The sequence below is a fragment of the Salinicola sp. LHM genome (assembly GCF_034479735.1).
GTDB classification, from domain to species: domain Bacteria; phylum Pseudomonadota; class Gammaproteobacteria; order Pseudomonadales; family Halomonadaceae; genus Salinicola; species Salinicola salarius.
This window is the reverse complement of the sequence record NZ_CP140261.1, coordinates 316,210-329,643: the sequence shown is the minus strand read 5'-3', so window position 1 is coordinate 329,643 and position 13,434 is coordinate 316,210. Positions and strand designations below refer to the sequence as shown.

Here is a 13,434-nt window from a genome sequence, read left to right as displayed (position 1 = left end):
CAGACGTGCATGGTGCCATAGATGGCGTTTCCACACCGACTGCCCGTTGACGGCTGTCCTTCAACGACAAGAGGCGGCCAATGGCCGCCTCGATGTGCTCGTCAGCGTAACGATTACTGACGGGTCAGACGCAGCATCTCGCCGTTTTCGAAACGACGGCGCTGGGGATCGATCAACTCCAGCGTGCTGTCGTCGATCTTCTGGAAGTAGTAGATCTGGCCTTCGCCGTTCGGCGTCAGCTCATAGACCGTTGCCTGCGGATCGACCGCCGTTCCGGTCATCGTTTCCCACTGGCCTTCGTACTGCTCCGGATCCGGGTTCTGCGGATGATTCCGGTAGTCGGCCTCGAGGGTGAAGGTACGCTCGGCAGCGGGCGATGACTCGGTGCCGTTGAGGTCGACGGTCAGGTCGATACCATCACAGCTGCGACAAGGCAGCGTGCCTTCGTAGGTGGTCGTGGTCGACGACATTCCGGCAGATGAATCGGCGGTGCCGGTCTGCGTTTGGGTGCCACCGCTGGCACAACCGGCCAATACGGCAACCGTGGCGGCGCTGGCCAGCAACGTCCTGATCTGCATATCGGTTCTCCTTCACTTCTGGGCCATATAGGCCGCCTCGGCGGCCACATGATGACAGGATAGCGGTAAGTTTCCCGCGTGACACCCCATTCAGCCACCACGGCTCAGGCTGTCACGCGCAAACGGCTCAATCCAGCGCCGGATAGTCGGTATATCCCTCGGCCCCGCCACCATAGAAGGTTTCCGGATTCGGCTCGTTGAGCGCGGCATCCCGACGGAAGCGCTCGACCAGATCCGGGTTGGCGATGTAGGGACGCCCGAAGGCAGCGGCATCTCCCAACCCGTTTTCGATCAGCGCTTGTGCACGTTGGGCGGTGTAGTGCCCGCAGTAGATCAGCGTACCGGAGAAACGCTCGCGCAGATCGCGGCGGAAATCGTCGCTCAATTGCGGGCCTTCGCCAGTCCAGTCGGGCTCGTTGATGTGCAGATAGGCGATCTGGCGACGGCTCAATTCGCTGGCCAGATAACGCATCATCGCTTCGGGCTCGTCATCCGAGAGACCGAAGATTTCGATGAAGGGCGACAGCCGCACACCAACGCGCCCGGCCCCCATGACCTCGTTCACGGCGTCGACGACTTCCAGCAGCAGACGGGCTCGGTTGACCACGTTGCCGCCGTAGCGGTCGTTGCGCCGGTTGCTGCCGGTAGCGAGGAATTGCTGCAGCAGATAGGCATTGGCGGCGTGCACCTCGACCAGATCGAACCCTGCACGCTTGGCGCGCTTGGCAGCCTGACGGTAGTCGTCGATCAGGCCGGGGATCTCGTCCAGCGCCAGCGCCCGTGGTGTGCTGGTCGGGTGCTGGCCGGAGCTGCCGTCCTCGAACTCGACGAAACAGTTGGCGCCCTCGGCGCGCAAGGCGCTGGGCGCGACGGGGGCCTGACCTTCCGGCTGCACCATCTCGTGGGAGATGCGGCCCACGTGCCACAGCTGCAGGGCGATCCGCCCGCCGGCACCGTGCACGGCGTCGACGACCTGGCGCCAACCCGCTTCCTGAGCGTCGGTCCAGATGCCCGGCGTGTAGACATAGCCCTGTGCCGTGGGCGAAATGTTGGTCGCTTCGCTGATGATCAGGCCCGCGCCGGCCCGTTGGGCGTAATATTCGGCCTGCAGTGCGCCGGGAATGCTATCCGGCGTGCGGGCACGAGTCAGTGGCGCCATCATGATGCGGTTGTCGAGTTCGACGTCACCGACGGTAATGGGCGAAAGCAACTTGTCGTAAGCCATGGAATCCCTTCGAAGATAAGAGTGTAAATCGTGAGTCGGATATTCCTTAGATGAGGCCGTTAGAGCACTAATCAAGCCTACCGTTCATATTCCCGGGGTTGGCTTGCACCGATTCGAGCCTGACGTCACTATGAGTGCTGCCCTGCCGCACTTGTCTGCATCGTATCCATCACGTGCCCGCGAGAGATCATGAGTCGATTCTGGAGCCCCGCCGTTCGCGCCCTGACCCCCTACGTACCGGGTGAGCAGCCACGCGAGAAACTGATCAAGCTCAATACCAACGAAAATCCCTATCCGCCTTCCCCGGCCGTCGAGGCGGTATTGCAACGATTCGCGGTGGATCATCTGCGTCTCTACCCGGATCCGGAATCTTCGGCATTGCGTCAGACGCTGGCGAAGACCTATGGCGTCGAGCCGGAACAGGTCTTCGTCGGCAACGGCTCCGATGAGGTATTGGCGCTGGCGTTCCAGACCTTCTTCTGCCAGCCGAAGCCGCTGCTGATGCCGGCGATCAGCTACAGTTTCTACCCGGTCTACTGCAAGCTGTACGACATTGCCTATCGAACCGTGGCGCTGAACGACCACTGGCAGATCGCCCTGGAAGCTTTCGATACCGATAATGGCGGGGTCGTGTTCGCCAACCCCAACGCACCGACCGGCCACGGTCATCCGCGCCAGGCTATCGCCCGCCTGCTCGAGCGTATCACCGAGAGCGTCGTGCTGGTCGACGAGGCCTATGTGGATTTTGGCGGCGAAAGCGCCATCCCGCTGATCGAAGATCACCCCAATCTGCTGGTCACCGGGACGTTGTCCAAATCGCGCAGCCTGGCGGGGCTGCGCGTAGGTTATGCCATCGGCTCGCGTGAGCTCATCGACGGGCTGGAGCGGGTCAAGAACTCATTCAATTCCTATCCGATCGATAAGCTGGCCAGCGAAGTCGCCATCGCTTCACTGGAGGATGACGAACACTTCCAGGCTTGCTGCGAGCGGGTCGTCGCGACACGCGAGTGGACGCGTCAGCAGCTCGAAGCCCTGGGTTTCGAAGTCCTGCCGTCACAGACCAATTTCCTGTTCGTGCGTCATTCGGAACGCAATGGCGCGACGATTTTCAGCGAATTGCGTGAGCGCGGCATTCTGGTGCGTCATTTCGACAAGGATGGACTACGCGACTTCCTGCGTATCTCGATCGGCACCGATGACGAGATGCGCAGCCTGATCGAAGCACTCCAAGCCACGCGCCAGGCCTAGTGGCAGCGCGATGTCGTCAGAACGGTATCGGCTTTCCCACACATTCCCAGAAACTGCCGCTCTCTTCGGGCGGCGGTCATCCATCACGGCCAGCAGGCGCTCCGACACGAAATCCGGCGTGGACAGTTTTCCTTCCGGAACACGGCACTGAAACGACCGGGAAAGAGAGGTGTCGGTCGTGTCACCAGTGACTCGGCGTTCAGGTCTTCGAATCGCTTTCCCGGCGCCCCCCTGTCGCAGCTAAAAAAGCGCTTGAATGATCAGTTATCTAGTATCCCTTGTGCGAAATAGCCGGTAGCAAAAGCTAATCCGGCTGCTGCGGTACCCATCAACAATGTACGCAGTCCCGATCGCCACACTGGCACGCCATATACCGCGCTCTTAAGCATGCCGATACCTAAAAATACCAGTCCTGCGAGACCAAGACTGGCCAGGAATTGAGTTGTAATACCGAGTCCGGGCAGAGCATAGGGCAACAGGGGCAAAGTGCCGACCAAAAGAAATGCAGCGAAGGTAGTCAGAGCCGATCGCAAAGGGCTGATTCCAGCAGCAGAAAGCCCATATTCTTCCCGTAACTTGGTTGAGACCCATACCTCTGGATCGTGACATAGCGCTTCGACTACCCGTTCAAGCAGCTCCCCCTCAAACCCCTTCGCTTGGAACAGCTGACGAATCTCTTCTCGCTCGCCTTCTGGCACCAAGGCGATATGTTGGTGTTCGACCTGTTCAGCGTTAGCAATCTGAGCCAATTGTGCTTGGCCAGCCTCATAGTTGCTCACCGCCATACTGAAACCATCAGCAGCCAAGTTGGCGAATCCCAGTACTAATGCTACTTGTGGCGAGAAGCCCGCACCGAAAGCACCAGATACCACAGCAAAGGTAGTGACACAGCCATCAATACCTCCGAGTACAGCATCAGGTAGCGTTGATGCTCTCATTGGCCTTGCCAGCCGGTCGCGCACCGCATCGGGCTGGTGCTCGCCCAGAAGCTCCTCGCGGCTGGGAGTCGGCATGATGAAACCTCCTGTGGTCCGGATGGCTAATCAGGAGTATATGCACAACAAGGATATCGAGCTGATCAAAAGCGGGATGCTATCTTCGCTGGCGCGACCGGCAATGACACGTCCAGGCCGCTCGCTCTTCAGACAGTTCAGCACGAATAGGCAGTTCAGTACGGCCTGACCAATGCCGTCACGACAGGCCGTTTGGCCCGTGACGTTTCATGCGGGCATAAAAAAACCCCAGCCTTGTTGGGCTGGGGTTCGGTATAGATGCCTGACGATGACCTACTCTCACATGGGGAGACCCCACACTACCATCGGCGCTGAGCGGTTTCACTACTGAGTTCGGCATGGATCAGGTGGTTCCCACTCGCTATGGTCGTCAGGCAAAACTGACGTCGGGATGCGTGGCGTGACTGCAATTTGCCCTCATCCCAACCGATTCGGATCATGCTGACCAAGACACGTCTCGCCTATCTGCTCTTCAAGACAGGGCGTATCCAGTCTGTCGGTGATCATCACCGATCGCACGCGGTACGCATCGTACCGGTGCCGTAAACCCCTTGGGGTTATATGGTCAAGCCTCACGGGGCATTAGTACACGTTAGCTCAACGCCTTGCAGCGCTTCCACATCGTGCCTATCAACCAGCTAGTCTTGCTGGACCCTTTAGGAGACTCGAAGTCTCGGGGAGATCTCATCTTGAAGAAGGCTTCCCGCTTAGATGCTTTCAGCGGTTATCCCGTCCGCACATAGCTACCCGGCGATGCCACTGGCGTGACAACCGGAACACCAGAGGTGCGTCCACTCCGGTCCTCTCGTACTAGGAGCAGCACTTCTCAAATCTCCAACGCCCACGGCAGATAGGGACCGAACTGTCTCACGACGTTCTAAACCCAGCTCGCGTACCACTTTAAATGGCGAACAGCCATACCCTTGGGACCGACTTCAGCCCCAGGATGTGATGAGCCGACATCGAGGTGCCAAACACCGCCGTCGATGTGAACTCTTGGGCGGTATCAGCCTGTTATCCCCGGAGTACCTTTTATCCGTTGAGCGATGGCCCTTCCATACAGAACCACCGGATCACTAGAACCTACTTTCGTACCTGCTCGACGTGTCTGTCTCGCAGTTAAGCACCCTTATGCTCTTGCACTCAATGCACGATTTCCAACCGTGCTGAGGGTACCTTCGTGCTCCTCCGTTACGCTTTCGGAGGAGACCGCCCCAGTCAAACTACCCACCACACACTGTCCTCACACCGGATCACGGTGCCAAGTTAGAACGCCAATGATGCCAGGCTGGTATTTCAAGGTTGGCTCCACCCGAACTGGCGTCCGGGTTTCCAAGCCTCCCAGCTATCCTACACAAGCAACATCAGCGTCCAGTGTGAAGCTATAGTAAAGGTTCACGGGGTCTTTCCGTCTAGCCGCGGGTACACAGCATCTTCACTGCGATTTCAATTTCACTGAGTCTCGGGTGGAGACAGCGTGGCCATCATTACGCCATTCGTGCAGGTCGGAACTTACCCGACAAGGAATTTCGCTACCTTAGGACCGTTATAGTTACGGCCGCCGTTTACCGGGGCTTCGATCAAGAGCTTCGCCCGAGGGCTAACACCATCAATTAACCTTCCGGCACCGGGCAGGCGTCACACCCTATACGTCCGCTTACGCGTTAGCAGAGTGCTGTGTTTTTAATAAACAGTTGCAGCCACCTGGTATCTTCGACCGGTTCGAGCTCGGGACGCGAGGTCCTTCACCCTAAGCCGGCGCACCTTCTCCCGAAGTTACGGTGCCATTTTGCCTAGTTCCTTCACCCGAGTTCTCTCAAGCGCCTTGGGATTCTCACCCTGACCACCTGTGTCGGTTTGGGGTACGGTCGCATGTGATCTGAAGCTTAGAGGCTTTTCCTGGAAGCGTGGCATCGATGACTTCCGGACCGTAGTCCGTTCGTCTCGTCTCTCGGCCTTGAGGACCCGGATTTGCCTAAGCCCTCAGCCTACTGACTTTCACCAGGACAACCAACGCCTGGCTCACCTAGCCTTCTTCGTCCCCCCATCGCAATCACATCCGGTACGGGAATATTAACCCGTTTCCCATCGACTACGCCTTTCGGCCTCGCCTTAGGGGCCGACTCACTCTGCTCTGATTAGCATAGAACAGAAAACCTTGGTCTTCCGGCGGGGGAGTTTTTCACTCCCCTTGTCGTTACTCATGTCAGCATTCGCACTCGTGATATCTCCAGCATGCTTCTCAACACACCTTCACAGACTTACACGACGCTCCTCTACCGCTCATCCAGAGGATGAACCCGTAGCTTCGGCATCTGGTTTGAGCCCCGTTACATCTTCCGCGCAGGCCGACTCGACTAGTGAGCTATTACGCTTTCTTTAAAGGATGGCTGCTTCTAAGCCAACCTCCTAGCTGTCTATGCCTTCCCACATCGTTTCCCACTTAACCAGAATTTGGGGGCCTTAGCTGACGGTCTGGGTTGTTTCCCTTTTCACGACGGACGTTAGCACCCGCCGTGTGTCTCCCACGCTCTACTCACCGGTATTCGGAGTTTGCCTCGGGTTGGTAACCCGGGATGGGCCCCTAGCCGAAACAGTGCTCTACCCCCGGCGGTAATACGTGAGGCGCTACCTAAATAGCTTTCGAGGAGAACCAGCTATCTCCGAGCTTGATTAGCCTTTCACTCCGATCCACAGCTCATCCCAGCATTTTTCAACATACTTGGGTTCGGGCCTCCAGTTGATGTTACTCAACCTTCACCCTGGCCATGGATAGATCGCCCGGTTTCGGGTCTATATCCAGCGACTGGTCGCCCAGTTAAGACTCGATTTCTCTACGCCTCCCCTATACGGTTAAGCTCGCCACTGAATATAAGTCGCTGACCCATTATACAAAAGGTACGCGGTCACAGAACGAGTCTGCTCCCACTGCTTGTACGCACACGGTTTCAGGATCTATTTCACTCCCCTCTCCGGGGTTCTTTTCGCCTTTCCCTCACGGTACTGGTTCACTATCGGTCAGCCAGGAGTATTTAGCCTTGGAGGATGGTCCCCCCATGTTCAGTCAGGGTTTCACGTGCCCCGACCTACTCGATTTCACACATTCAGGTTTTCGACTACGGGGCTATCACCCACTATGGCCGGCCTTTCCAGGCGCGTTCGTCTAACCAGTCACATGCTTAAGGGCTACTCCCCGTTCGCTCGCCGCTACTGGGGGAATCTCGGTTGATTTCTTTTCCTCGGGGTACTTAGATGTTTCAGTTCTCCCGGTTCGCTTCCCAACACCTATGGATTCAGTGTGGGATATCCAGCTTGTGCTGGATGGGTTTCCCCATTCGGAAATGTCCGGGTCGCAGGTTGTTTGCCACCTCACCGAACCTTATCGCAGGCTACAACGTCCTTCATCGCCTCTGGCTGCCAAGGCATCCACCGTGTGCGCTTAATCGCTTGACCATATAACCCGAAGGAGTCTGGTCAGTGATTAATCATTCGACAATTGCCGGATACGCTTGAGACGTATCTCGTTTCGCTCTTCTCTAGAGAGAAGAACTGTCAGCATGATCCAAATTGTTAAAGAGCGTTTAGAGCGATAAGCTCTAAGCTGTAAGCTTGCTGTCACGAGTGTTTCATCGTCACGTCAAGCGTATAGCTTAAAACTTATGGTCAGACTGTCGGGTTGTGCTTGTCTCCCGGGTTGCCGCGAGAGAGTGGTGGAGCCTAGCGGGATCGAACCGCTGACCTCCTGCGTGCAAGGCAGGCGCTCTCCCAGCTGAGCTAAGGCCCCGGATAGACAGATCGTAAAAAGAACCAAGAAGACTTTCTCTTTTATTTGATCTGTTTAATTTTATTCAGATCGAGGCATTTCGAGGCGACGCATAGCCTGCTATGCGAGTCACGAAATAACGTGGAACTGGATAAAATTTGGTGGGTCTGGGCAGACTCGAACTGCCGACCTCACCCTTATCAGGGGTGCGCTCTAACCAACTGAGCTACAGACCCAAACAGTCTTGCTCTGGCCGATCAGGTAATTGATTGTGAGCGCTTGAACCACGCTAAGCTAATCGTTTAAGGAGGTGATCCAGCCGCAGGTTCCCCTACGGCTACCTTGTTACGACTTCACCCCAGTCATGAACCACACCGTGGTGATCGCTCTCCCGAAGGTTAAGCTAACCACTTCTGGTGCAGTCCACTCCCATGGTGTGACGGGCGGTGTGTACAAGGCCCGGGAACGTATTCACCGTGACATTCTGATTCACGATTACTAGCGATTCCGACTTCACGGAGTCGAGTTGCAGACTCCGATCCGGACTGAGGCCGGCTTTCTGGGATTCGCTCCACCTCGCGGTCTCGCAACCCTTTGTACCGGCCATTGTAGCACGTGTGTAGCCCTACCCGTAAGGGCCATGATGACTTGACGTCGTCCCCACCTTCCTCCGGTTTGTCACCGGCAGTCTCCTTAGAGTTCCCGACTTTACTCGCTGGCAAATAAGGACAAGGGTTGCGCTCGTTACGGGACTTAACCCAACATTTCACAACACGAGCTGACGACAGCCATGCAGCACCTGTCTCAGAGTTCCCGAAGGCACGAAGGCATCTCTGCCAACTTCTCTGGATGTCAAGGGTAGGTAAGGTTCTTCGCGTTGCATCGAATTAAACCACATGCTCCACCGCTTGTGCGGGCCCCCGTCAATTCATTTGAGTTTTAACCTTGCGGCCGTACTCCCCAGGCGGTCGACTTATCGCGTTAACTGCGCCACTAAGTCCTTAAAGGTCCCAACGGCTAGTCGACATCGTTTACGGCGTGGACTACCAGGGTATCTAATCCTGTTTGCTACCCACGCTTTCGCACCTCAGTGTCAGTGTCAGGCCAGAAGGCCGCCTTCGCCACTGGTATTCCTCCCGATCTCTACGCATTTCACCGCTACACCGGGAATTCTACCTTCCTCTCCTGCACTCTAGCCTGGCCGTTCCGGATGCCGTTCCCAGGTTGAGCCCGGGGCTTTCACAACCGGCGTGCCAAGCCACCTACGCGCGCTTTACGCCCAGTAATTCCGATTAACGCTCGCACCCTCCGTATTACCGCGGCTGCTGGCACGGAGTTAGCCGGTGCTTCTTCTGCGAGTGATGTCCTTCCTCTGGGGTATTAACCCAGGGGCTTTCTTCCTCGCTGAAAGTGCTTTACAACCCGAAAGCCTTCTTCACACACGCGGCATGGCTGGATCAGGCTTTCGCCCATTGTCCAATATTCCCCACTGCTGCCTCCCGTAGGAGTCTGGGCCGTGTCTCAGTCCCAGTGTGGCTGATCATCCTCTCAGACCAGCTACGGATCGTCGCCTTGGTAAGCCGTTACCTTACCAACTAGCTAATCCGACATAGGCTCATCCGATAGCGCGAAGTCCGAAGATCCTCCGCTTTCTCCCGTAGGACGTATGCGGTATTAGCGTGGGTTTCCCCACGTTATCCCCCACTACCGGGCAGATTCCTATGCATTACTCACCCGTCCGCCGCTCGCCACCAGGGAGCAAGCTCCCCGTGCTGCCGCTCGACTTGCATGTGTTAGGCCTGCCGCCAGCGTTCAATCTGAGCCATGATCAAACTCTTCAGTTTAAAGTCTGATAGTCCTTACTTCTCTCGCTCCGAAGAACGAGCAGAAAAGCGGACCAAACTTGGTTCAAGGTCAAACGAATCTTGACGAGTCGCTTGCCTCGATATGTCGTGACTGGCTGTCACGCGAGAACAAGCGCCCACATCAATTACCTGATCGATTATTAAAGAGCGTCCCTACTCGAAGCGTTTCGCTTCTGCCGTCGGCCCCAAGTGCTTGTCAGCGCTTGTTTTCTTGGCCGCCGTAAGGAGTGGCGTATTTTAAGGATCTTGGCGGCGATGTCAACATCTTTTTTCGTTGAATCCCGCTGGCTCCGGTCAAGCTGGGTGGAGCCGATCCTTCGAAGAACTGGGAAGCGATCTTACCGGCTTCACCGCCTTGCGTCAACCGATTTCTTCAATCAAATCAAACGCTTGGCTTTCTTCTCCGCTGCCTCCGAAACCCTGTCTCGGCGTCAGCGGATGCGTACTTTACGGATCCGATGCCCGCTTGGCAAGTGTTGTTTGTCACTTTTTGTGAATTCGGTCAAAACACGGCCCGGCAAAAACGACAACGCCCGCGCGCGGCGGGCGTTTCAGCAGCATGAGGCCACATTCAGCTTTCAGTCATCCTGCGAGTTCTGGCCGCCAACTTCACTTCGTCGCTTCTCTCTGCGCCCCTTGTTGAGCCGCCCCAGCGCCAGAATCGGGCCGGAAATGACGTAGCAGCCAAACAGGGCCAGCAGCATGACCGAAGGCTCGATGGAGATCAGTACGAACAACAGCACGATCGCCAACAGGAACACGAACGGTACCGGCCCCTTGAAATCGATCTCCTTGAAGCTGTGATAGCGCACGTTGCTGACCATCAGCACACCGGCAGCGGCAACCACGACGGTCATCAGCACCTTGAAGCCCAGCGACTCGGCATCGAAGGTATGAAAAACCCACACACAGGCAGCCACGATGGCCGCGGCCGACGGGCTGGGCAACCCCACGAACCATTTCTTGTCGGTGCTGCCGATCTGGACATTGAATCGGGCCAGGCGCAGTGCGGCGCCGGCAACGAAGATGAACGCCGCGATCCAGCCGATCTTGCCGATGTCCTGCAATATCCAGGTGAACGCAACCAGCGCCGGGGCCATACCGAACGAGACCATGTCGGCCAGGCTGTCGAATTCGGCACCGAAGGCACTCTGCGTATTGGTCAATCGCGCCACGCGCCCATCCAGCCCATCGAGCACCATGGCAACGAAGATCGCGATGGCAGCCTTAGCGTAGTCGCCGTTGATGGCAGCCACGATGGAATAGAAGCCAGCGAACAACGCCGAGAGCGTGAACAGGTTAGGCAGCAGATAAATGCCTCGGCGGCGTATCCGCTTGCCGTTCTCGACCGTCTCCTCAATGACTTCATCCTCGTCGTCGAACAGTGGAGAGGTGGCGCCGATGGTAATGGTCTCGGGCTCTTGCTCGTGGTGGCGGTCATCCTGCGTCATGAAGCGAGTCCTATAGTGGCGAGTGCGCTCGGGCATAATAGCCAGCCCATTCTACAGCCTAGCGGGAATCTCGACAGATGCTCGCGCAAAGCGCCTGGCAAACGTTATGGGTTCGGCTAAACGAACAGGGGCGCGACAATCGTCGCGCCCCTGTCGAAACCTGCGGGTCGAGTCTTAGTTCTTGCTCTTGTCGACCAGCTGGTTGGCGGTGATCCACGGCATCATCGCGCGCAGCTTGGCTCCGACCTGCTCGACCGGGTGCTCGGCGGTCTGGCGGCGACGTGCGTTCAGCGACGCGTAGTTGCAGGCGCCTTCGGCGATGAACATCTTGGCGTACTCGCCGTCCTGGATGCGCTGCAGCGCCTTGCGCATGGCGGCGCGCGATTCGTCGTTGATGATCTCGCGGCCGGTGACGTACTCGCCGTACTCGGCATTGTTGGAGATCGAGTAGTTCATGTTGGCGATGCCGCCTTCGTACATCAGGTCGACGATCAGCTTGAGCTCGTGCAGACACTCGAAGTAGGCCATCTCCGGCGCGTAACCGGCCTCGGTCAGCGTTTCGAAGCCGGCCTTGACCAGTTCGACCGCGCCGCCGCAGAGAACCGCCTGCTCACCGAACAGGTCGGTTTCGGTCTCGTCCTTGAAGGTGGTTTCGATGATCCCGCTACGACCGCCGCCGATGGCCGCCGCGTAGGAGAGTGCGATCTCCTTGGCCTGACCGGACGCATTCTGATGAATGGCGATCAGATCCGGGATGCCACCGCCGCGGACGAACTCGGAACGCACGGTGTGACCCGGCGCCTTGGGCGCGATCATGATGACATCGAGATCGGCGCGCGGCTCGACCTGGCTGTAGTGGATGTTGAAGCCGTGAGCGAAGGCGATGGTGGCGCCCTCTTTCAGGTTCGGCTCGATATCCTGCTCGTAGATGACCTTCTGGTTCTCGTCCGGCGCAAGGATCATGACGACATCGGCGGTCTTGCACGCTTCGGCTACACTGGCCACCTTGAGACCGGCGCTTTCGGCCTTGGCAGCCGAAGAAGAGCCCTTGCGCAGACCGACGGTCACGTCGACACCGGACTCTTTCAGGTTGTTGGCGTGAGCGTGGCCCTGTGAGCCATAGCCGACGATCGTGACCTGCTTGGCCTGGATCAGGGAAAGGTCACAATCCTTGTCGTAATAAACGTGCATGTCGTACTCCGGAAATCGATGGGCCGTTGGCCCGGAACTGTCGTCACTCAATGTCTGTCAGCGTTGATGGCCACTGGCGTCGTCTGGCGCGACGCTCTTCGTTTTAGCCTGGAGCCACGATAAGCCAGACAACTTGTTGCGTAAAACGCTATATTTGCAATGCGACATTTCATTTTCTGAAACGAATCAGCGACAAGACCATGGATTACCGCCCGCTCACCCAGTTTCTGGCTCTGGCCGACCATCTGCACTTCGGCCGGGCCAGCGATGCCTGCCATGTCAGCCCATCGACACTGAGCCGCTCGATCCGCCAGCTCGAGGAGACGCTCGGCGTCACCCTGTTCGAACGCGACAACCGCCACGTCACGCTGACGCGGGAGGGCCAACTGTTTCACTCCTATGCGCGGGAAACCCTGGAGCAGTGGCAGGCGATGCAGGCCACGCTGATGGCGGAAACCCGCGAGCTGGCCGGCGAGATCAGCATCTACTGCTCGGTCACCGCCAGCTACAGCTTCCTCTACCGTCTGCTGAGCGAGTTCCGTCAGCGCCATCCGCGTATCGAGATCAAGCTGCATACCGGCGATCCCGCGGACGCCATCGCCCGCGTACAGGCCGAGAACGAGGACATCGCCATCACCGCGCGCCCGCGCAGCCTGCCGGATGCCCTGGCATTCAAGCCGCTGGCGACGTCGCCGCTGGTTTTCATCGCGCCCCGCGACGGCGCCGACTGGCTGCCCGCCACGCCGGAAACGCCGACGCCCTCGCAGTGGAAAGGCGTGCCGATGATCCTGTCGGAATCGGGCCTGTCGCGGGATCACGCCGACACCTGGTTTCGGGCAATGGGCATCAGCCCGCGAATCTATGCGCAGGTGGCGGGCAACGAGGCGATCGTCAGCATGGTCGGGCTGGGGTTCGGGGTCGGCATCGTGCCGCGCATCGTGCTCGACAACAGCCCTTTGCTGGATCGCATCACGATCCTGCCGGTGAAACCGGAACTCCCTCACTACGATGTCGGCCTGTGCGTGCTCAGACGCCGCCTGAAGAGCGCGCTGATCGAGGCGTTGTGGGCGCAGTTGCCGAACTGATCCAACCCGCCGGAG

7 protein-coding genes, 2 tRNA genes and 3 rRNA genes are annotated in these 13,434 nt (G+C 58.0%); 2 read left to right on the top strand and 10 right to left on the bottom strand.

What is annotated here, in order from left to right; translation table 11 throughout:
* Window positions 1-113: 113 nt before the first annotated feature.
* On the bottom strand, window positions 114-578 hold the full coding sequence (locus R5R73_RS01615) for a copper resistance protein NlpE N-terminal domain-containing protein (protein WP_071231548.1): 465 nt from the start codon (window positions 576-578) through the stop codon (window positions 114-116).
* Between the two features lie 127 nt (window positions 579-705).
* Window positions 706-1,803 (bottom strand): alkene reductase, encoded by a 1,098-nt coding sequence (locus R5R73_RS01610; RefSeq protein ID WP_322528593.1) that lies wholly within the window; start codon window positions 1,801-1,803, stop codon window positions 706-708.
* 189 nt (window positions 1,804-1,992) lie between these two features.
* On the opposite strand from R5R73_RS01610, the gene hisC reads away from it, so the two are divergent.
* Window positions 1,993-3,051, top strand: coding sequence for a histidinol-phosphate transaminase (hisC, locus tag R5R73_RS01605; protein ID WP_322528592.1), 1,059 nt, complete (start codon window positions 1,993-1,995; stop codon window positions 3,049-3,051).
* Window positions 3,052-3,311: 260 nt separating this feature from the next.
* Here hisC and R5R73_RS01600 read toward each other — a convergent pair whose 3' ends face one another.
* The 8 genes from R5R73_RS01600 to ilvC all read right to left on the bottom strand — a co-directional run bounded on the left by R5R73_RS01600 (window position 3,312) and on the right by ilvC (window position 12,334).
* Complete coding sequence (locus tag R5R73_RS01600) at window positions 3,312-4,064, bottom strand: VIT1/CCC1 transporter family protein (protein WP_322528591.1); 753 nt, start codon at window positions 4,062-4,064, stop codon at window positions 3,312-3,314.
* Between the two features lie 260 nt (window positions 4,065-4,324).
* Window positions 4,325-4,439 (bottom strand): 5S ribosomal RNA (rrf, locus tag R5R73_RS01595).
* A 186-nt stretch (window positions 4,440-4,625) separates the two neighbouring features.
* Window positions 4,626-7,517: ribosomal RNA gene (locus tag R5R73_RS01590) — 23S ribosomal RNA — on the bottom strand.
* 255 nt (window positions 7,518-7,772) lie between these two features.
* Window positions 7,773-7,848 (bottom strand) — tRNA-Ala (locus R5R73_RS01585).
* 138 nt (window positions 7,849-7,986) lie between these two features.
* Window positions 7,987-8,063 (bottom strand) — tRNA-Ile (locus R5R73_RS01580).
* A gap of 67 nt (window positions 8,064-8,130) precedes the next feature.
* Window positions 8,131-9,671 (bottom strand): 16S ribosomal RNA (locus tag R5R73_RS01575).
* The 16S, 23S and 5S rRNA genes sit together here with 2 tRNA genes alongside, the layout of an rRNA operon.
* Before the next feature lie 599 nt (window positions 9,672-10,270).
* On the bottom strand, window positions 10,271-11,143 hold the full coding sequence (pssA, locus tag R5R73_RS01570; protein WP_322528590.1) for a CDP-diacylglycerol--serine O-phosphatidyltransferase: 873 nt from the start codon (window positions 11,141-11,143) through the stop codon (window positions 10,271-10,273).
* A 174-nt stretch (window positions 11,144-11,317) separates the two neighbouring features.
* The gene (ilvC, locus tag R5R73_RS01565; RefSeq protein WP_071230777.1) at window positions 11,318-12,334 is read right to left on the bottom strand and encodes a ketol-acid reductoisomerase; all 1,017 of its coding nucleotides are present in this window, start codon (window positions 12,332-12,334) and stop codon (window positions 11,318-11,320) included.
* Window positions 12,335-12,534: 200 nt separating this feature from the next.
* Here ilvC and ilvY point away from each other — a divergent pair, with 200 nt between their 5' ends.
* Window positions 12,535-13,419, top strand: coding sequence for an HTH-type transcriptional activator IlvY (gene ilvY / locus R5R73_RS01560; RefSeq protein WP_322528589.1), 885 nt, complete (start codon window positions 12,535-12,537; stop codon window positions 13,417-13,419).
* Window positions 13,420-13,434: the final 15 nt, after the last annotated feature.